Origin of the sequence: Dokdonella immobilis (assembly GCF_900115085.1) — a bacterium.
GTDB classification, from domain to species: Bacteria; Pseudomonadota; Gammaproteobacteria; order Xanthomonadales; family Rhodanobacteraceae; genus Dokdonella; species Dokdonella immobilis.
The window spans coordinates 1-20548 of the sequence record NZ_FOVF01000045.1 but is presented as its reverse complement, the minus strand read 5'-3'; the positions used below and the strand labels follow the sequence as shown (position 1 = coordinate 20548).

Here is a 20548-nt window from a genome sequence, read left to right as displayed (position 1 = left end):
CACAAGCCCACTCCGCCTCGCCCGACAAGCAATACCAAGGTAGGCCTGTGGCGTCGGAGCGGAAGAGAAAGTGGGTGTCCCGGATCGTGAGGTGATGGGTGTCCCGGTCTCGGATCAATCGCGTTACTGAATCGCGCCTGGTGCAAAAAAAAAGCAGCCGGCACGGCCGGCTGCTTTTTTGGGTAGTCAACGTATGAAACGCTAGCCTCCGGCGTTACCGTTGCTTGGCGAGTAACCATCGGTCCTGCCATGTCCGCCCGGATTCATGTCTGCGCTGCTGGTCTTGCGGGACGTTGCATCGGGGCTGCGTGTCAACACTCGTTGAATCCACAGCATTAAGAGGCAGGTCACTGTCAACGCAATTCCGAGATAGACGAATATTCCAAGGCCCAGTTGAGTCGACGCATCGGAGGTTGGCGATCCAATCATTGTGGCCATGTTCTTTGCGGCGACGAGTTGGGCATCCTGCACGCGAGTTAGTGGAACTACGAACGCTTTCACGAAAAACCCGTATAGAGTCATTCCGACGACGATGAACAGCAAGCGATTCATGTTGGCAAGAAAAGGACGAAGCGCTAAGAATGCAAGCCACGCCAAAGGAGCAACAAGGCAGACATAATAAATAAGCTCTGCGGAGTTCATGAGAAGCCCTCCCAAACGAAGGATCAGTTACGTTATCCGTCGACTTGATTATGGACCCTGAACACACCCGAGGAAACTTACGACATTGTCAGACCCATGGTCACGGACACCCATCATTTTGGCAAGCATACGGGATCAGAGAGTGGGTGTCCCAGTCATCAGAATGCCGAATAGCCCAGTTGACGTCCCTGTTGGCGGCATGCCGCGGTCAAATCAATTGATCTGGTGCGCAAGGTGGTGCAGTCTCAGGCTATTCCACCATGGGTGAAATGCATGTCACGTTTTTCCCTGTCGATCCTCGCGGCTTTCGCGGGTTTTTCCCCGGTGACCAGCATCGCCGCCAACTCGCTTCGCTCGCCCGACGGCTCAGGAATACCCGAATTGACGGCACTGTTTCAGACCATCGATGCGAGCACGGTGGGACAGTCAGACTTTGTGTCGACGCTTGCCTCGGCGGCCTGCAGCGGATTCAGTGCCGTGCAGGGTCCAGACGTGGTCTACACGTGGCTTGCTCAGACCGGCAATACGTCGTTTCCGTTGCATCTTGACTTTTACGTTACACCGCAGCCGGGATACGATCTCATTGTGTACGCGCTAAGCGGACTCGACGACGGCGCGACGTGCGTGGCAGCTGTAGACCTGGGCGGTGCAGGCGTCATGGAGATGCTCCACGTCGACGAGCAGCTCATTCCGGGGCACCGCTACTACCTCTACATCGACTCGCGCAATTCTTCCGCGATTGAGGGCGACTTCCATTTGCTCGTGTCGACGTTCATACCCGTGGAACTGCAGAGCTTTACCATCGAGTAAGGCAGCGCACATCGAAAAGCGGGACGAAAAGCGGAACATCCATAATTCCAGAAAATCCCTAAGCACCGGGTAGGAAATTTCCTACAGACAAGGCGCTGCCCTGAGGCCACGCTTCGGGCATGACCACTGCCCGCAGCCTCCTTGTCAATCCGCACACGCCAGGCTTCTACCACTGCATCTCGCGATGCGTGCGACGTGCCTGGCTGTGCGGTATTGATCCGTACAACGGCAGACGCGAACCGGGACACCCACTATCTGGTCACGAATGCTTGGCAGAATCATGAGTGTCCGGAACCGCAAGAAAGCCGTGGCGATGGGGCAGGGCTGGCTCAAGGGCATCGGAGCGGCGCAGCGACTGCTGCGACCTCCAACGGTCTGACTCAATGTTCAGGACTACGCGACGAATCGGACTCCCTCAGGAAGGGGAGTGGGCGGTTTCTGGAAATCGTCGGCTGATTCCTCGAGCGGCGCTCTCTGGCGCGCCCCAAAGCGGGAATTTCGGTCCAGGTGACGTGCGTTGGGTCAGGTTTTCACCTAGATCGGCGACCGATTCAGCCATTGGGCGGACCCGGGCGATTTTGTGGGTCCTGATTATTGCCAGGGTATTCTTGCTTGGCCAACTCAGGAGCCTCGAAGCCGTCACGAAAAATGACGTCCGATTTCACTACGACAATCTCCGAAATGCTCGGTATTGAATTCACATACATGACCAATCTGTATGGGCCAGGCAATATCGCTGGCAGAGGCGCGCTGAGGTACACGTTGTCAGAACGAGCCGAACCAATAGCTGGCGACGTCCACGCAATCTGCTCGTTGTCGATGCGTTGTAACTGCACGATTGGAAAGTTGGTGGCGCTATTGGATGCATTGGATCCGCTCGAAGCCTCGCCGTTGCCGTTAAACCCGCTGCCCTCAAGATGCAGGGCGGCGGTGACCTCGACTGACGCGCCGACGCTCTCGATGATTGGTCGGCGTATCTCATCAAAACCGAAATTGGGATCGTATGACTCGGCCTCATTGAGAGCCACCGTGGAAGCATTCCGTCCGCCGGCTACGAGCAATCGCCCGGTAGGAAGGAGAACGGTGGACGAAAAAGCGCGCGCGTTCAGCAGGCTGGTGGTCAGGCTCCAGTTGTCACTTGAAGGGTCATATATCTCAACGCTGTCGAGATAGCCGGAATCACCGGATCCTCCCGCAATCAATATCTTGCCGGATGGCAGTAGCGTTGCAGAATGAAATTCACGGGCGATCGCGAGACTGCCCGCCATGGTCCAGGAGTTCGTTGCAGGATCGTAGAGCTCAGCACTGGCAATTGCATTATTGGCATCATGCGCTCCACCGGCGACAAGCACCTTTCCTGAAGTGAGTAGCGTTGCAGTATGACCACTGCGCGCAATTGCCAAGTTTCCCGCGGGGCTCCAGTTGTTGCTGACAGGATCGTAGAGCTCCGCCGTAGCAAGGTCGCCGCCGTCTCCGCGGCCCCCTGTAATCAGGATCTTGCCGTTCGTCAACAGCGTGGCCGTATGCCTGAAGCGAGATGTCCAAAGGCTTCCGGCCGGGCTCCAGGAATTGCTGGTCGGATCGAACAACTCGGCGCTACCCACAGATGCACCTTCCCTGTTGTAGCCACCCACAACTAATACCTGGCCGGAACCGAGCAACGTGGCGGTATGCGCCGCACGTGAGAAAACAAGATCTCCCGCCGGTTCCCAATTGTTCAAGAAGGGGCGGTAGAGCTCTGCACTTCCGACCACGCCGGTGTCGTTTATTCCGCCAACAACGAGCACCCTGCCCGACGAAAGAAGCGTTGCAGTGTGCATCGCACGCGCGGTCGCCAAGCTACCCGATGCAACCCATGAATTGCTCAAATGATTGTAGCGCTCAGCAGTGGCAAGGGTGCTGGAATTGACGCCTATGCCTCCAGCGGCAAGGACTTCGCCGGAGCGCAGTAGAGTAAGGGTCTGAAGAGAACGCCCAATGAGTAGGCTGCTTGCTGGACTCGAATCGGTGACGACGGGATCATATCGCTCCGCGCTGTCCAGTACGTTTCCTCCAGGGGTTTCTTCACCTCCTGCCAACAAGAATTCGCCGGACGTAAGCAAAGTTGCCGATGCATCAAAGCGACGGCTAGCAAGCCCTCCGGTCACGCTCCACGTATTGCTGTTAGCGTCGTAAAGTTCGGCGCTCGATAGAATTCCAGAATTCGAAAAGCCACCCGCAACCAAAACCTTTCCCGACGGCAGCAGCGCAGCGACATGTATTGAGCGCGCATTGACGAGACTTCCTGCCGGTCTCCATACGTTTGCTCCCGGATCGTAGAGTTCAGCGCTGTTGAGGGTCGTACCACCATTCGTGGCGCCACCAGCAACCAAGACTTCTCCCGAAGACAACAAGGTTGCCGAATGGAGGTACCGAGGGCCCGACAAGTTTCCCGCTGAGTTCCACGTGTTGGTCGCCGGATCGTATGTCTCAGTGCTGGAAAGCGGAAAATCACTGGCCCCTCCCGCGATAAGCACCTTACCAGAGGGTAAAAGCGTGGCGGTGTGATAGTAACGTGCTGTTGGCGGGCTTCGAACGGCGCTCCATGAATTTGTGGCGGGGTTGTAGATCTCTGCCGTTGCGATTGGGCCACTGTTAAATCCGGACCCACCAACAACCAGAACCAAGCCGGTAGGCAATAGCGTGGCTGAATGCAAGTAGCGTGCAGTTGTCATACTGCCCGCGAGGGTCCAGCCGTTAGTGGCAGGATCGAACAGTTCGGCGCTCGCAAGCGCCGAACTGGCGCCGGACCCACCAACCACCAATATCTTGCCCGTTGGCAGGAGAGTAGCCGTGTGCCAGAAACGGGCTTGAGACAAACTTCCCGCCTGACTCCAGTTGTTCTTCGAGGGGTCGTACAACTCCGCGCTCGAGAGTATGCTCTTCCCCGACACTCCCCCTACCTGCAAAACTTTCCCGGAAGGAAGCAGCGTGGAGGTTTGTTCGGTGCGGCCCGCCGATAGACTTCCAGCCGAGTTCCAGGCACCAGTTACGGCGAGAGCTGACGACTGCAGGTAGACAAGGAACACCAGACCGCAGATCAGCGTGTTGAGCCGAGTTGTCTTTCGATCAATAGATTGCATGAGCCCTCGAAGATTCGAAACGAATTCGAACAAGATGAAACTTCTGCCTTTGCAATCTTAAGGCAAGACAGGCAGCGAAACGAGCGGAAGAAGCCTCGCGGAGGAGACCGGGACGTTCACAATCCCGCGACCGAAAAGCGCGAAAAGCGCGAAAAGCGCAAAAATCGCAAAAAGCGGGACACCCATGATTCCGACAATTCCCTACGCGCGGTGTCAGAAATGTCCTACGGACAAGGCGTTGCCCTGACGTCACGCTGTCGGCATGACCACTGCCCGCAGCCTCCTTGTCGATCCGCACACGCCCGGCGTCTACCACTGCATCTCGCGATGCGTGCGACGTGCCTGGTTGTGCGGTATGGATCCGTACAACGGCAAGTCCTATGAACATCGGCGGGAGTGGGTCGAGCAGCGCCTGCTCGAACTGGCCGAGATCTTCGCCGTCGGCATCCATGCCTATGCCGTGATGAGCAACCATGTGCATGTCGTGCAGCGGATCGATCCGCCGACAGCGGTGGCATGGAGCCCGGAAGAGGTGGCGAGCCGCTGGGTTCGGCTGTTTCCGGCCATGAGGGACAGCGAAGTTGATGAGGCGGCTTGCCGCCAGAAGGAAGAGACGCTGCTGAGCAATGCCGATCGCCTCGCCGTCTGTCGCCAACGGCTGGGCAGCCTGGCCTGGTTCATGCGCAGCCTGAACGAGCCCATCGCGCGGCGAGCCAATCGTGAGGACGCCTGCACCGGACGCTTCTGGGAGGGCCGCTACAAGTGCCAGGCCCTGCTCGATGACGCCGCCGTGCTCACCTGCATGAGCTATGTCGATCTGAACCCGATCCGGGCCGGAATTGCCGAGAACCTGGAATCATCGATACACACGAGCGCCAACTACCGGATCGCGGGCCTTCGCGAGCATCCCGAACGAGCGCAACGAGACTATGGGACATCCAAAATGATGGCAACGCAACGAAACTATGGGACATCCAAAAATGATGGCAATACTTGGGTGTCCCCGTTCGGTCTCCGCTCGGTCCGTGATTTGGAGGGGGCGTCAATATATGTCCCGGATGTCGCCAGGGATCGGGGCAGAACGGGTGCCTTGCGGCACAACGCGGCCTTGTGCAAAGATTCTGGGGTGTTATCGCAGGGCTGATTCAGTGCGCCGGATTCGTAGATTGCGAACGGCACGGAGCGTACCTGCAGATTCACACCGGGGCATTCTTTATAACAGGGGACAATCAATGAATTCGAAAATCGGATTGCTGCTGGTGGCAGCGCTGGTCATGTGCGGCTGCGCGACGAACCGCGGTTCGATGTCGTTGAACGTCACGCCAGCGAGCGTGACGACGACAGCTGGTACACCGGTCTTCATCGACGAAGTCCATGACAACCGCGTCTTCGAGGACAAGCCGTCCGATCCGTCCGTACCATCGCTCAAGGGTGGCAGCGCGACGACAGATAGTGCGGAGGTCAAAGCCAAGGCGATCGCACGCAAGCGCAACGGCTTTGGTCGCGCGATGGGCGACATCCTGCTCGAAGGCAACCAGACCGTCGTCGACGTGATGCGCGACCTGCTTCGGCAGTCGTTCAGCGCGGCCGGCTATACCGTTGTCGACGATCGCAGCAAGCTCGGAAATTCGGGCATCGAAGTCGATGCCGACATCGAGAAGTTCTGGGCGTGGTTCACGCCAGGCATGTGGTCGGTGACGATGGAGTCGAAGATCGAAACCACCCTGCATGTGACCCACGACGGCGAGTCGAAGACCGTCGACATCCGCGCCTACGGCAAGAACAACGGTCAATCGGGCCGCGAAGGCAACTGGATCGAAGCCTATCGGCGTGGCTTCGAAGACTACAAGGCCAAGCTCGACGAAGCGTTCTAGAGCTTCTGAGCCCAACGCGCCGATCCGCAACGCCGGTTCGGCACGTCGTCAAACCGCGGTTCGTGTTCGGTCCGCTCGCGTTGGGTCTGTCCGGTTTCACCTGCTTCGTACTTTCTTGCTCGACCCACATCGATCGACAACACGGACTGGCCAAACTGTTCTCCGTGAGTACGGCAGAGCGGGTCGAAAACCTGTTGGGACCAAAAAGTGGGTGTCCCGGATTCGTCCGAGGTTGGCGGCAGGTTCTGCCATCATGGGGAGCCGGGCGATTCTGTGGGTGTCCCGATTGTTCGTGTTCGGACAACCTCCTTTGGGGGGGGCGATTGATTTACGATTGGTGCGAATCACCATCATGCGAATAGCAGCTATGTGTCGCGCAACAATGTTGAGGATTGTGATCGTGTGTATGCTGGTCGCTTCATGTGCTAAGAGAAACCATTTTGTTGTAGACGGAGCAGGTGGCGCCTTCTGTGTCCCCGACATAGGCTATGTGCCCCCTGGGGTGTGGTTCGTTCCTCGAGATCCTCCGGGAAAGGCGCTTGGCTTCTCGTTCGGGGGTTGTTTTCGATTGTCTGCCAAGGATCGAGACTCATGTATGTTGCCTGACACCTTCATCAGCGCGGACGTAGATGCACTTTCGATCAAGCACAATGTGGCTTGGGCTGAAATCAAGGAAGCGGCGATGTTCGAGGCCTTGTCAAAGGATGCGGCGACCGAATACACGGTGGATCCTGAGACAGGACTTCTTGTGATTTTCAATCGACGCATGTCCGACTCCTGGTGGATATGGAAACGAGGCAACCTGCAAGCGAATACGACGGAGAATCGACTCATGGATTCCGATCTTTTGCTTGCTTCTTGTTCGGAAGCGAAAAATAGTCCAGTAGGTGCAGATTCTGCGGATCCTAAGGGCTATCGATGCGAGCGCTATGTCCCCGGTCCACAGTACTCGATCACCTATCGATTCGCGTCGACGCAGCGGATTCCGGAAGAATTGCAAATGGAGCGCATCGAAGCGGCGGTCTTCAATCAAATTGAAAGCTGGCGCTGCGACGAGTAGCCTCAAAAAAGGTTCTTCGTGGAAGCGTGTGGGTGATTTCGCCGACCTGAAGTGCCGGGAAGCCTCGCCGCAGCGGGCTTTGCGACGGTTCGGAGTCGCCCGGATTCTGGCACGCTATACCGATGGCCAAATCCTCCTCGCGAACCAGGCGCCTCCTGGACACCTACGCTTTCGCTGGCTTCCGACCACGAGCCGCCGTCAGGGGCGTGTTCGGTGATCCGAAGGCTCGGGTCGTCACCCTCTATCGGCGCGCAAAAGAACATGCTGCGGTTGAAATGCGGGACGGTCGAAATGCGGAACATCCATGATTCCGGCAAATCCCTACGCACCGGGTAGGAGATTTCCTACATACAAGGCGCTGCCCTGAGGCCACGCTTCGGGCATGACCTCTGCCCGCAGCCTCCTTGTCGATTCTGAGACGCCCGGCTTCTACCACTGCATCTCGCGATGCGTGCGACGTGCCTGGCTGTGCGGGATTGATCCGTACAGCGGCAGGTCCTATGAACATCGGCGGGAGTGGGTCGAGCAGCGCCTGCTCGAACTGGCCGAGATCTTTGCCGTTGGCATCCAGGCCTATGCCGTGATGAGCAACCATGTGCATGTCGTGCTGCGGATCGATCCGCCGACAGCGGCGGCATGGAGGCCGGAAGAGGTGGCGAGCCGCTGGATTCGGCTGTTTCCGGCCATGAGGGACAGCGAAGTCGATGAGGCGGCTTGTCGCCAGAAGGAAGAGACGCTGCTGAGCAATGCCGATCGCCTCGCCGTCTGTCGCCAACGGCTGGGCAGCCTGGCCTGGTTCATGCGCAGCCTGAACGAACCGATCGCGCGGCGAGCCAATCGTGAGGATGCCTGCACCGGACGCTTCTGGGAGGGCCGCTACAAGTGCCAGGCCCTGCTCGATGACGCCGCTGTACTCACCTGCATGAGCTATGTCGATCTGAATCCGATCCGGGCCGGAATAGCCGAGAACCTGGAATCATCGACACACACCAGCGCCAATCACCGGATCGCGGGCCTTCGCGAGCATCCCGAACGAGCGCAACAGCCACTCGCATCGATCAAAACCGCTCTGGCATCCGGCCTCGCTTCCATCATCACCGAAGACTACCTCGACCTGATCGACTGGACCGCCCGACTCACCCGCGGCGACAAGCGCGGTCGCATCGAGTCGAGGGAACCGCCCATCCTGCGCAAACTCGGTCTGAGCGAACGCCAATGGCATCAACAGATGCTCGGCACCGAAACGAACTACTGGCGAGCAATCGGCTCCGCCCAGGCCTTGATCGAGAAAGCCGTGGCGATGGGGCAGGGCTGGCTCAAGGGCATCGGAAGCGCACAGCGGCTGCTGCGACCTCTAGCGGCCTGACTCAACCCTCAAAACTACGCGGCGAATCGGACTCGCCGAGGTAGGGGTGTGGGCGGCATCTGGAAATCGCCGGCCCATTCCACGAACGGGGCTCGTTCGCGCGCCCCAAAGCGCGGAGTTCGACCGAGGTGGAGTGCGCTGGGTCAGGTTTTCACCGAGGTCGGCGGCAGGTTCTGCCATCAGGCGGCTCCGGGCGATTTTGTGGGTGTCCCAATCGGTCGTCTATATCTCCCGGTTGTTCGCACGGTTGTTCCGTCCGATTCCGCTGTGTCGGCATTGCCAACAAAGGATTAACATCTCGTCTTCATATTCGAACCGCCGAGTGATTGAAGATGGATAGAGTCTGCTGGAAGTGCTTCGAAGGCAGTTTCGACATTGAAGAATTTATACGGGCGAATGGAACTGTCTCACGTTGTGATTTTTGTCGCACAACGCGTATCCGAACGATCTCGGTGGAGCATTTGGTTGAATTTCTGCGGGAGGCTTTTGAAAAGGCATATGGATCTGCGGTTGAAGACTTGCCGTACGACAGCGCGGAGGGCGGTTATCAGGGCACAACTTGGTCTACCGCGGAACTCCTTTTAGATCATGTAGACTTTCCCCGCGACGAGAGAAATAAGCTGTTTTTGCGTCTAGTTGGCGAGATTGGGGATGACACGTGGTGCGAGTACGACTGGACATCGCTTGAGGTCGACCAAGCGCTTTTAATCGGTTGGGAACACTTCTGTGAAGCGATAAAGCATCATCGACGCTTTTTCTTCCAGGAATTTGGTGTAGATGCGGATGATCACGACAGCATTTCGCCAGCGCGAATGCTCGACGTAATCCTTCGATGGGTGCATGAGCTCAAGCTAATTCGGACGCTGAAGTCGGGAGAAATTGTTTACAGAGCGAGAGCGAGCTCAAAAATGGCTCCATTTACGACCGCGCAGGAACTAGGCCCGCCGCCAGTCGAGGCAGCTCTGCAGGCCAATCGGATGAATCCCATTGGTATACCCATGTTCTACGTCGCTGATCGCAAAGAAACTGCAATAGCCGAAACGCCAGGTAACGAGTTGTCGTTGGGGCACTTTAGGATATTGAAAGATCTCCGTGTCGTCGATCTAGCGAAACTTCCTCCCGTGCCGGGATTTTTCAGTTCCGAATCGCGCGAAAAACGACAGACCATTCAATTCCTTTACAAATTTAGGGACGCCATCGAACAGCCCGTGGCGCGGGACAACGCAGCACATCTCGACTATCTTCCGAGCCAGGTTGTCACTGAATACGTTCGAGAACGCGGTGTCCACGGTATGGTGATCGACGGAGTCTGCTATAGAAGCGCGAAAATTTCAGGCGCTCTGAACTACGTCTTCTTCGCCACGTCAGCCAATGTAGTGCCAAAGGCAAAGTCGAAATGGTACGAATTGCCCCAAGATCTATGGTTTAAGCTTACTAAAAGTGAGACCAAGAAAATTCGAAATAGAGGTAGTTGAAAGCACGATCCAGAAGGCTGACACAGTTTGGCTTCTTGGAGTTCGTCCCACATTCTGGACCCAACGGAGAGGAGGCAAGGTCCAAGGTATCTCATTGCCGTTAGGCGTTGTCGAAACAATTTTTGGGGTGTCCTTACCGATTACTGACGCCTGATTTCGCGGCTTGGACATCTCGAAAGATATTGGGTCTCCCAGTCGTTGCTGATAGGCGGTGCCAATGCTCGCCCTCAAATCCACGTGTCATGCCTCTCGGTAGCTCGGCGGCACCGAGCGCGCGTGTTCCCGGTATCAGCTAATTCTGGGTGTCCCGAATCGTGGTCACTGGTACGAAGATAGACCTGACCCCGCGCCCCCTTGACCCCGCGCCCCCTGTGCGCGCCCCCTGTGACCCCGCGCCCCCTGTTTGAAATCACCGATGGCACTACAGTCACCATCCTCGCAGTGCGCCATCAGCGCGAAGACGACTACTACTGATCGTCGAATTGGGCGTGTACTGATTCCACCGCGCCGATCCAACCATCGAACGTTCTGGTCAACGACTTTTGTCGCCAAGCGAGCTGGGCGGGCTAAACTTCTGGGTGTCCCAATTTTTGCGAGCATTGGGGATAAAGGGTCAAGGCTGTGGGTGTCTCGGTTGTTTCGCCTAGATCTCAACTTTAGAAAATTGGCGTGGTCGGGCTAGAACATATGCCGCAAGGAGAGAATCTGTGAAACGATAATATCGTTCACGAACCTTCTCTATCTCTGCACCGTACTCTTCAGTTACAAGTTGACCAACATATTGGCTTGAATTGTCTACTCCTTCGTCCAATGCGATTTTGTACGCATCCGTGGTCCAGCACTCACCATCCGCAGATCGCACTTTCGCGAGCGCTCTCAGCACGGCTTCGCGTTGCGAGGAGGATCCGACTGCTTTTTTGTATCTTCCTTCGAGCACAGGATCGGCGCCTCTTTCGGCAATTGCGCGGAGGGCGTCGTCAATCGAATTCTGTTCAATCATCTCAATTTTGTTTTGGTACCCGGTACGAAGCGCGTATTTTCCAACTAAATGCACCATGTAAGGGTGCCCTTGTGCCAAGCGCACGAGTTGACCAGTCGCCGGTTCTGAGAACCGGATGCTGTGGTCAATAGCCGATTCAGCGATACGCACTATCTGCGTAAGCTCGTCGTCGGTCATCGGAGGTAGGACCACGATGCTTCCTGCAAACAATCGGTCCGCAGATTCATGTTCTTTCATCAAGTACTGTATGTCTCTCGCTACGCCAACAAGACAAAATTTTACCTTAGGCACATTCGATGCAAACGATTTCATGAGCCCTGCCATTCCGGTTGGGTCGCGGACCTGATCGAATTCATCGATGACAATCAAAAGCCCGTCACGAGCGAGTCCTTCGTTGGCAATCGCCGCGCAGACATTCGTGAAAACAGTGTCAATAGTATGCTTATCAACGGCAGCGACAGATGTCGCTTCTGTTGCTTTCTCGCCGGCAAGTGATACTCCGACACCAAAAACTTTTGCGCTGAGTTCAGGGGAATAGGACTCGAGTTCTTTTTTGGCATTTGGAATGTCGTAAATCCAGTCACCAAGGCAACTCGAGGTTGTGAGAAGTCGCTCTAGAAGATCTTGAACATTCGTTGTGGACTTGCCGCAGGCGAAATACACCGTCATAAAATCAAGCGGTCTGTCATGAGCCAGCTCAAGCCTCTCAAGCAATGCATTGTCGCCACTGGCGATCGAAGAGAGTTGACGTGCCAGCGATGATTTTCCAATTCCGCGATTGCCAACTATTGCGATGTTCGAACCTTTACCTAGTAGTCCGAAATAGGCGTCCGACAAGCTATCTCGACGACCCGCGAATCTCTCCGCAGAGTCGACTTCACGAGCTGGCTGAAAGGCGTTTTCAATTTCCGTGAGAGTTGGCATTGGTAGATCCCTTTGTGCATAACTAACGCCAAGAGAAAACTAGTGGATGAGTACACGACGCCGTCCCATCGAGATGTCATGTCCAGTGTTGAGTTTAACTCAGTAGCGCAATGCTGTTCGATAGCAAAATCGGCATGAAAGCGTTCTCCGCAGTGATATAGGACGCCCAAGATTTCGCTCATGTATCGGGCAAGCACGCGAAACCAGATGGTGGGTGTCCCGATTGCCGCTTCGAAGCTGAGCAGACCTCCAGCGCTCCGAATACTCGGAAGACTACGCTGGTCGGTGAAGTGAAAAAATTCTCTGACCCTAAACTGTTCGAGAAACTACGTCTTGTCCATGTCCGCCTCGCCGTCAACCTAGGTGGTCGGGTCTCGAAATGTGCATAGATTCTAGATTCAAGGCCTGGCTGCATCTGCTCGCTACCTTGAGATTTCTTGTGCTCATGCTCAGAATCTTCAACTCCCGCATGCCGGATGATTCAAGCATTTTAGTTGAGCTGCGCCTCGCAGTAGCGAAGATCAGCAAATAAGCTGTCCCCGCTTTGTGATTTGCTCTACTAGGCGGCATCGGCTTGAACGAACGAATTGTTAGGGCTCAAGCCTTTGACGAAGTGCGCTGGCGGTGAGCTCAACGAAGTCTGCGAGATCCTTTGGATTTCCCGCGTTAAACATGTTCATGCTGTAGTCGCGCAAGAGGTTCAGCGAGGGCTGTATCTCATCGAGATCTTGATCGTTGTATGCAAAGACAACGTTGCGCTTGCAGTCAGGGAAAATTTCACCTGCCTTATCAAGTGTGATCGATTTGATCGCAGCTTGGCCGTGACGATTTCGCAACTGATCGCTCTTAACGCGAAAGTCGATTGTTTCCGTGATGTGCATGACGCCGTTTCTGGCAGCGAAATCAGCAAATAGCTTTGCTTCTTCCATGACTGGGAAATTGGCTACAACTTTGTGCTGAGAAATCGCACTAGGATCTTCGCTGTACAGTTTGGCCCTAATAAGGTGATTCTTGAGCGTCGCCCGCAAGCGGGGTTCACGCTTCTCGCGGATGGCGACAGGTGGGACAATCAGATCTCTCAGAAGAAGCCGAACTTGCTCTTCGTAAGACTCTGTGTCGCAAACAAATTGGGCTAATGGAGAGGCATGGGCGAAGGGCAGCCCTGAAAGAATGGCTTGGCGCGCAACAGCGCTGCCCAAATCCTCACAAATTGAGTTCCAGTCATGGGAGAGTCTCCTCAAGAGTCTCAAGTCTGCATTGGGGTCTAGCGCCCTAATCTTGTTGTAGCTATCGGTAAGATGCACATCGAGGTTGCCGGTGTGATAAACACAGACACCGATGTTTACCCACTCGCCGCGACGAGGGTCTGGAACGGCGCGAATTAAGGAGTAATCAAAGATTTGCATTGATCAATCTCCTTCGAATGCGCCCGAGGCGCTTTGTGCGGTGGCGTCTCCACCACCGATCGACGATCTGACGCTGGGGGGTAGGCCACCATGCCACTGGAACGTCGCAGATGTTGCGACTTAGCCAATCGTCGTCAAGTTGGAGGAGTCTGTCGATTGCTGCGACTGCATCTGCTTGAGTGAGTGCCTGCTTTTTCCGTAGGACAACCTGGCACAAGAGTGTGTTGCAATCCTTCGGCAGGTCGATCTTTTTGGCGGGCCACCCTGTGACGACAAGTGCTCTGCTGTGATCGACTGCCATTAGGTCGGGACCAGCAAATGTTTGCCTTACTAGATAGTTGCCGAAGTGACGGTCAACATTCCGTACGAATACGTCAAACGCAAAAATTGTGGAAAGTGTTCCTGCAACTTTCAAGAGAAGAGTCGCGTCTGTTGTAAGGCGCGCCGCCGCGTGCCTCGGAGAAAGGACGCCACTCTCTGCTCTAGAGCCAAACGCCTGCTCCCCATTTGGTAGGTTAGCTATGTGCCCTGTGGCACAGGGCACTTGGCTTGCTGCGGCCATTCTTGAGCAGAGCAGCTCCGCTACAGGCATTAGCGGATTGTGGTTCTCAACACGTTTCAGAATGTATGGCAAGCCATCAAAGCCGATTCCATAGTGCGTGCAATCGGCGGAGCCAAACGGAGCAGGCTCCGTGCGCTGAATGTCTACAGGAATGAGTGTTGGCTGTTGATTCATCGTAGCGACGAGTCCCTCCTTGAGCCCCAACGCCTATGCGATCCCAAACGGGATTCATTTCATGAGCCTAACATGTCCGATCCAGGGAAGGCTCCACGAGATGACCATGAAAATCAACCGGGTATGGCCATCGCGCGATCCAATTCATCGATCGAAGTTTGGGAGAGTCCAAGTTAGGTGGATCCAAGCGGTCCGCAAACGTGTGGACATTCCGCTCGAATAATCGAGAATTGGTGCTGGCGCCGAATGATGACGCGGCGCTCAAGGCGCTATTCCTGACCATCCGCGAGATCTCGAAGAACTGGAAATCGATTCATCACTGGAAGCACGCGCTGCAGAGCTTCCAGCTGATGTTCGGCGAAGAGCGTGTCCCGCTGGACGCGCTGTGACGAAACGCAGTTACACAGTTTGTTTGACAGACTCCCGATTGGCAGATTTGGCCAGTTGGAGTTGCCGAGGGCAACCTCCCTCAATGCCCCCCACCCCCCTCAATCCCCTTCAACTCAGAAATGAGCTGATTAGCCGCCTCCTTACCATCCGCATAAAGCAACCGCGTGTTATCAGCATAGAAAAGCGCATTCTCAATCCCAGCAAACCCCGTCCCCTTACCCCGCTTGATCACAATCGTCTGCCGCGAATCGACAACATTCAGAATCGGCATCCCATAAATCGGCGATGACTTGTCCGTCTTCGCCGCCGGATTCACCACGTCGTTCGCACCAATGACGATCGAAACATCGCAGGTCTTGAACTCGGGGTTGATGTCGTCCATGTCGGCGATCAGGTCGTAGGGCACGCCGGCTTCGGCGAGCAGCACGTTCATGTGGCCGGGCATGCGGCCGGCGACCGGGTGGATGGCGAACTTCACTTCCTTGCCGGCCTTGATCAGGGCCTGGGTGAGTTCCCAGATCTTGTGCTGGGCCTGGGCGACGGCCATGCCGTAGCCCGGAACGATGATGACCTTCTCGGCCATGTACAGCAGGGAGGCGGCGTCGCTCGCCTCGATCGGCTTCTGCGATCCGGCGATCGCCTCGCCGCTGCCGCCACCACCGAAGTTCGAGAACAGCACGCCGCTGATCGGGCGGTTCATGGCCTTGGCCATGAGCTGGGTCAGGAAGGTACCGGCCGCGCCGACCACGGTGCCGGCGATGATCAGCGCCTCGATCTGCATGACGTAGCCTTCGAAGGCGACGGCAAGGCCGGTCAGCGCGTTGAACAGCGAGATCACGACCGGCATGTCGGCGCCGCCGATCGGCAGGGTCATGAGGATGCCGAAGAGCAGGGCGAGGGCGAAGAAGGCGACGACCAGGCGCGGGTCGACATGCCAGGCGATCAGGGCGATGCCGGCGACCAGGGCGGCGGCGAAGACCAGGAAGTTGAAGACCTGCTGGCCCGGGAAATTGAAGCGCTTGTCCATCAGACCATCGAGCTTGGCCCAGGCGATGATCGAGCCAGTCATCGAGACCGAGCCGATCAGGGCGCCGAGCACGGCCAGCGAGACGGTGACGAGGGCGTGTTCGCCGGAATTGGGGTTGGACATCTTGAGCAGTTCGCCGGCACCGATGGCCGCGGCCGAACCGCCGCCCATGCCATTGAACAGGGCGACCATCTGCGGCATGTCGGTCATCGCGACCTTCTTGCCCCAGAGCCAGGTCGGGATCACGCCGATCGCGATGCCGGCGATGATCAGTTCGATGTTGTGGGCGCCGGTGATGGCGAAGGTGGCCAGGGTGGCGATGACCATGCCGATGCCGGCCTGGATGATGCCCTTGCGCGCGGTGACCGGGGAGGCCATGCGCTTGATGCCGAGGATGAACAGCACGGCGGCCAGGAAGTAGCTCGCCTTGGCGATCCAGATCAGCATTTCTTGCATGGCCATGTCGTGTTCCCCGGATACCATGATTGATTTTCTTGATCGGACTGCGATCGGCGATCGCAATCCTTTGGGCGTGTGGGCGCGGAGCCGCGCGCCGCGAGGGGCGCGCCGGCAGGCGTGGCGCCTACTTCTTGTCCTTGCTCGACTTGAACATTTCCAGCATGCGCTCGGTGACCACGTAGCCGCCGGCCGCATTGCCCGCGCCGAGCACGACGCCGATGAAGCCGATCGTCTTGGCCAGGGTGGTATCGGCCTGGGCCAGGGCGATCATCGCGCCGACCAGGACGATGCCGTGGACGAAGTTCGAGCCCGACATCAGCGGCGTGTGCAGGATGACCGGCACGCGGCCGATGATTTCCTTGCCGGTGAAGGCGGCGAGCATGAAGATGTAGAGAGCGAGAAATCCATCGATCATGACGAGGCTCCTTCGATCGCCTGCTTGGTCGGTTCGTGCTTGATCTCACCGGCGTGGGTGAGACAGGTCTTGGCGATCAGTTCATCTTCCCAGTTCAGCGTCAGCGCGCCGTCGGCGAGCGAGAGTTCGAGGAAGTTGTAGAGATTGCGCGCGTACATTTCGCTGGCATTGATCGGCGTGGTCGCCGGCAGGTTGACCGTGCCGATCACGCTGACACCGTTGTCGGTGACGACGGTTTCGCCGGGTTTGCTGAGTTCGGTGTTGCCGCCCGATTCGGCGGCGATGTCGACGATGACCGCGCCCGGCTTCATGCCGGCGATCATGGCCGCGCTGATGATGCGCGGCGCCTTGCGGCCCGGCACCGCGGCCGTGGTCACGACCACGTCGATGTTCTTCAGATGGTTGGCCAGGGCCTGCTGTTGCTGCTCGCGTTCCTCGGCGGTCAGTTCGCGGGCATAGCCGCCGCTGCCGGCGGCCGAGACGCCGAGATCGAGGAACTTGGCACCGAGCGATTCGATCTGCTCGCGCGTTTCCGGGCGCACGTCGAAGCCTTCGACCTGGGCGCCGAGGCGCCTGGCCGTGGCGATCGCCTGCAGACCGGCGACGCCGGCGCCGACGATCAAAACCTTGCTCGGCCGGATCGTGCCGGCTGCGGTGGTCAGCATCGGGAAGAATTTCGGGGCGCGTTCGGCGGCGATCAGCACGGCCTTGTAGCCGGTGACGCCGGCCTGCGAGGACAGCACGTCCATGGCCTGGGCGCGCGTGGTGCGCGGCAGCAGTTCCATGGCGAAGGCCGTGATCTTGCGATCGCGCAGCGCCTTGACGCGTTCGGGGCCGAGATGCGGGGCGAGGTGGGCGATGACGACGGTGCCTTCCCGCAAGTGGCCGATTTCCTCGACCGTCGGCGGCTGCACGCGCAGCAGCACGTCGGCGCGGGAGAGGGCGGTGGGGCCGTCGGCGACGACTTCGGCGTCGGCAAAGGCGGCATCGGGGAAATAGGCCGAAGCACCGGCGCCTTTTTCCATGACGATCTGGGCGCCACGCGCCTTGAGTTTCTTCGCGACTTCAGGAGTCAGCGCAACGCGGCGCTCGCCCTCGGCAGATTCGCGCAATACGGCAACGACGACCGGCATGGCTCCCCCTCGACATGAAGTCCGGGGTGCATCCTAGCCCGGATGCTGAATGACGTCGAGGGGACTGCGTCGGGGGGCGGAGGGGTTGCGGGTGTGCCGTGATGGCGGTGGGTCGTCACCGCCTTCGCAGGGTGTTCAGGGCCGATGCTCTTGTTGGCTCGGGGGAGGGGCATGGCGGCTGAAGCCGCTCCTACAACGGAGCGGTAACGCGGGATCGGCCACCGAGGCCCGCGCCCCGCATCGCATGCTTTTCGTAGGAAGATCCTTCAGGATCGATGCTCTTCGGTACGCGGCGGTAGAGCATCGCGGCTGAAGCCGCTCCTACAACGGAGCGGTAACGCGGGATCGGCCACCGAGGCCCGCCCCGCGCATCGCATGCTCTTTGTAGGAAGATCCTTCAGGATCGATGCTCTTCGGTACGCTGCGGTGGGGCATCGCGGCTGAAGCCGCTCCTACAACGGAGCGGAAACGCGGGGTTGGCCAATGAAGCCCGCGCCGCGAATCGCATGCTCTTTGCGGGAAGATCCTTCAGGATCGATGCTCTTTCGATGCGTGGGGAAGGGCATCGCGACTGAAGCCGCTCCTACGGGGAGGCGGCGCGTGAGGTGTCGGGCGATATGCGGTGCAAGGTGGGCAGGGCCGGGGGCCAAGGGCATCCGCGAGCCGGCAAGCGGGTGTGGGTGTGGCGTGGCGCATTCGCTAGACTGGGCCCATTTGATACGGATAACGGGCATGTCACTGGACTTTCTCAACCAGCGCCTCTCGGTGCCTTCGCGCCAGCTTGGCGAACCCGGGCCTGACGCGGCCCAGCTCGAATCGTTGCTGACGGCCGCCATCCGGGTGCCCGATCACGGCAGGCTTTCGCCGTGGCGCCTTTTATTGATTCGCGGCGAGGCGCGCGCGCGCTTCGGCGCACGGCTCGCCGAGATCCATGCCGCGCAGGATCCGTCGGCCTCGGAGGCCGTGCTGACGAAAGACCGCGAGCGCTACAACGCGGCGCCGGTCATCGTTGCGGTGATCGCGCGGATCGTCAGCGGGCACAAGATTCCCGAGCAAGAGCAGCTGCTTTCGGCCGGCTGCGTCGCCTACAACCTGCTGCTCGGTGCGCAGGCGCTCGGCTTCGGTGCGCAATGGCTGACCGGCTGGGCGGCGTATGACGCCAAAGTGGCCGAACTGCTCGGCCTGGCCGACGGCGAGCGCGTGATCGGTTTCGTGCACATTGGCACGGCGGCGGAAGCCGGCGTCGAACGCCAGCGCGTTGCCCTGGCCGAGGTGCTCGGCGAGTGGACGTCGTGAACGTGGCGATGCGGCCGTCGGCCTACCTGGTCGATGCCAGCCTGTATGTGTTCCGCGCCTGGCATTCGATACCGCCGGACTTCACCGACGTCGACGGTCATCCGGTCAATGCCGTGCATGGCTTCACGCGCTTCCTGCTCGATCTGCTCGAGCGGGCGAAGCCGACCCATGCGGCGATCTGTTTCGACGAGTCGCTGACCACGTCGTTTCGCAACGCGATCTACCCACACTACAAGGCCAATCGCGAACTGCCGCCCGAGGAACTCAAGCGCCAGTTCGAATATTGCCGCGAGGTGGCGGCCGCGCTCGGCCTGACCGTGTTGACCGACTCGAGCTTCGAGGCCGATGACCTGATCGGCAGCGCGACCGGCGTGCTGGGCAAGCTCGATTGCCACGCCGTGATCGTGTCGGCCGACAAGGACTTCGGCCAGCTCATTGGTGACCGGGTCGAGCAATGGGACTTCTCGCGCGACCAGCGCTGGAATGCGCACGGCATCAAGCAGCGGCTCGGCGTGCATCCAACCCAGGTCGCCGACTATCTCGCCCTGATGGGCGATGCGATCGACAACATCCCGGGCATCCCGGGTATCGGCGCGAAGACGGCGGCGATCCTGCTGGCGCATTTCGAGACGCTGGATGCCCTGCTGACGCGCTCGGACGAAGTCGCCTTCCTGCGCATGCGCGGCGCGGCCAGTGTGTCGCAGAAGTTGCGCGAGCATGCGGCGCTGGCGCGGTTGTCGCGCCAGTTGACCGGCATCGCGATGGATGCGCCGGTGCCGCTCGATCTGGATGGCTATGGGCGCCGGGCACCGGATGATGCGGCGATTTCGGCCTTGTTCGATCGGCTGCGCCTCGGGCCGATGACGCGGGCGCGGGTGCGGGCGTTGGGGTGAATGCGGGGATTGGGACTGTGGAGACAGGACGTCGGAACGAACAGCGAAGCTGGCCCGCAGGGCAAGCCGCTGGAGGCGGCGCGTCATTGGGGATGACCAGCCATTCGGCTGTTGAAAACCGGGATTCGGCGGCGCGAGGTTTTGGGGCGTTCCTGTATGAATCCCGCGCCGCGCATCTCATGCTCTGCGTAGGAAGATCCTTCAGGATCGATGTTTTTCGACGAACGTGCGGGAAGAGCATCGCGGCTGAAGCCGCTTCCTACAACGGAGCGGTAACGCGGGATGGGTCATCGAAGTCCGCGTCGCAAATCGCGGTCTTTGTAGGACAGGCCTTCAGGCCCGATGCCTTTCGGCGCATTGTGGAAGGAGCATCGCGGCTGAAGCCGCTCCTACGACGGAGCGGAAACGCGAGGGCGGCCAGCGAAGTCCGCGCCGCGCATCGCATGCTCTTCGTAGGAGCGCCTTCAGGCGCGATGCTTTCGCTCGCGATGAGGGGTGTGTTCGTGAGGATACATTTTGG

15 protein-coding genes and 1 pseudogene are annotated in these 20548 nt (G+C 58.5%); 9 read left to right on the top strand and 7 right to left on the bottom strand.

Annotated elements, in window-relative coordinates; all coding sequences use genetic code 11:
* Positions 1 to 201: 201 nt before the first annotated feature.
* On the bottom strand, positions 202 to 642 hold the full coding sequence (locus BM125_RS18655; RefSeq protein ID WP_139225110.1) for a hypothetical protein: 441 nt from the start codon (positions 640 to 642) through the stop codon (positions 202 to 204).
* 273 nt (positions 643 to 915) lie between these two features.
* On the opposite strand from BM125_RS18655, the gene BM125_RS18650 reads away from it, so the two are divergent.
* On the top strand, positions 916 to 1452 hold the full coding sequence (locus tag BM125_RS18650; protein ID WP_092410816.1) for a hypothetical protein: 537 nt from the start codon (positions 916 to 918) through the stop codon (positions 1450 to 1452).
* A 551-nt stretch (positions 1453 to 2003) separates the two neighbouring features.
* Here BM125_RS18650 and BM125_RS18645 read toward each other — a convergent pair.
* Complete coding sequence (locus tag BM125_RS18645) at positions 2004 to 4607, bottom strand: Kelch repeat-containing protein (protein WP_139225109.1); 2604 nt, start codon at positions 4605 to 4607, stop codon at positions 2004 to 2006.
* Between the two features lie 229 nt (positions 4608 to 4836).
* Here BM125_RS18645 and BM125_RS20365 point away from each other — a divergent pair, with 229 nt between their 5' ends.
* From BM125_RS20365 to BM125_RS18625, 5 genes are all read left to right on the top strand, one after another.
* The gene (locus tag BM125_RS20365; RefSeq protein ID WP_175498199.1) at positions 4837 to 5718 is read left to right on the top strand and encodes a transposase; all 882 of its coding nucleotides are present in this window, start codon (positions 4837 to 4839) and stop codon (positions 5716 to 5718) included.
* Positions 5719 to 5806: 88 nt separating this feature from the next.
* Positions 5807 to 6448 (top strand): YajG family lipoprotein, encoded by a 642-nt coding sequence (locus tag BM125_RS18640; protein WP_175498198.1) that lies wholly within the window; start codon positions 5807 to 5809, stop codon positions 6446 to 6448.
* 595 nt (positions 6449 to 7043) lie between these two features.
* Positions 7044 to 7508, top strand: coding sequence for a hypothetical protein (locus BM125_RS18635; RefSeq protein ID WP_092410810.1), 465 nt, complete (start codon positions 7044 to 7046; stop codon positions 7506 to 7508).
* 382 nt (positions 7509 to 7890) lie between these two features.
* Positions 7891 to 8874, top strand: a complete 984-nt coding sequence (locus tag BM125_RS18630; RefSeq protein ID WP_092410808.1) for a transposase — start codon at positions 7891 to 7893, stop codon at positions 8872 to 8874.
* Between the two features lie 332 nt (positions 8875 to 9206).
* Positions 9207 to 10349, top strand: a complete 1143-nt coding sequence (locus tag BM125_RS18625) for a HEPN-associated N-terminal domain-containing protein (protein ID WP_092410806.1) — start codon at positions 9207 to 9209, stop codon at positions 10347 to 10349.
* A 643-nt stretch (positions 10350 to 10992) separates the two neighbouring features.
* Here the strand turns inward: BM125_RS18625 and BM125_RS20000 are convergent.
* Both BM125_RS20000 and BM125_RS18620 read right to left on the bottom strand, forming a co-directional pair.
* Positions 10993 to 12273, bottom strand: coding sequence for an nSTAND1 domain-containing NTPase (locus BM125_RS20000; RefSeq protein WP_139225108.1), 1281 nt, complete (start codon positions 12271 to 12273; stop codon positions 10993 to 10995).
* A 590-nt stretch (positions 12274 to 12863) separates the two neighbouring features.
* The gene (locus BM125_RS18620) at positions 12864 to 13679 is read right to left on the bottom strand and encodes a DUF3037 domain-containing protein (RefSeq protein ID WP_092410804.1); all 816 of its coding nucleotides are present in this window, start codon (positions 13677 to 13679) and stop codon (positions 12864 to 12866) included.
* A 975-nt stretch (positions 13680 to 14654) separates the two neighbouring features.
* Here BM125_RS18620 and BM125_RS19995 point away from each other — a divergent pair.
* Positions 14655 to 14804: pseudogene (locus BM125_RS19995) on the top strand (IS256 family transposase); the annotation flags it as partial.
* Positions 14805 to 14884: 80 nt separating this feature from the next.
* Here the strand turns inward: BM125_RS19995 and BM125_RS18615 are convergent.
* From BM125_RS18615 to BM125_RS18605, 3 genes are all read right to left on the bottom strand, one after another.
* The gene (locus BM125_RS18615; RefSeq protein ID WP_092410802.1) at positions 14885 to 16294 is read right to left on the bottom strand and encodes an NAD(P)(+) transhydrogenase (Re/Si-specific) subunit beta; all 1410 of its coding nucleotides are present in this window, start codon (positions 16292 to 16294) and stop codon (positions 14885 to 14887) included.
* Between the two features lie 121 nt (positions 16295 to 16415).
* Positions 16416 to 16706 (bottom strand): NAD(P) transhydrogenase subunit alpha part 2, encoded by a 291-nt coding sequence (locus BM125_RS18610; protein WP_092410800.1) that lies wholly within the window; start codon positions 16704 to 16706, stop codon positions 16416 to 16418.
* A complete protein-coding gene (locus tag BM125_RS18605) occupies positions 16703 to 17839 on the bottom strand; it encodes a Re/Si-specific NAD(P)(+) transhydrogenase subunit alpha (protein ID WP_092410798.1) in 1137 nt (378 codons plus the stop codon). The genes BM125_RS18610 and BM125_RS18605 overlap by 4 nt, the downstream gene beginning before the upstream one ends.
* A gap of 732 nt (positions 17840 to 18571) precedes the next feature.
* On the opposite strand from BM125_RS18605, the gene BM125_RS18600 reads away from it, so the two are divergent.
* Complete coding sequence (locus BM125_RS18600) at positions 18572 to 19135, top strand: nitroreductase family protein (RefSeq protein ID WP_092410796.1); 564 nt, start codon at positions 18572 to 18574, stop codon at positions 19133 to 19135.
* An 8-nt stretch (positions 19136 to 19143) separates the two neighbouring features.
* The gene (locus BM125_RS18595) at positions 19144 to 20028 is read left to right on the top strand and encodes a 5'-3' exonuclease (protein WP_092410820.1); all 885 of its coding nucleotides are present in this window, start codon (positions 19144 to 19146) and stop codon (positions 20026 to 20028) included.
* Positions 20029 to 20548 lie beyond the last annotated feature (520 nt).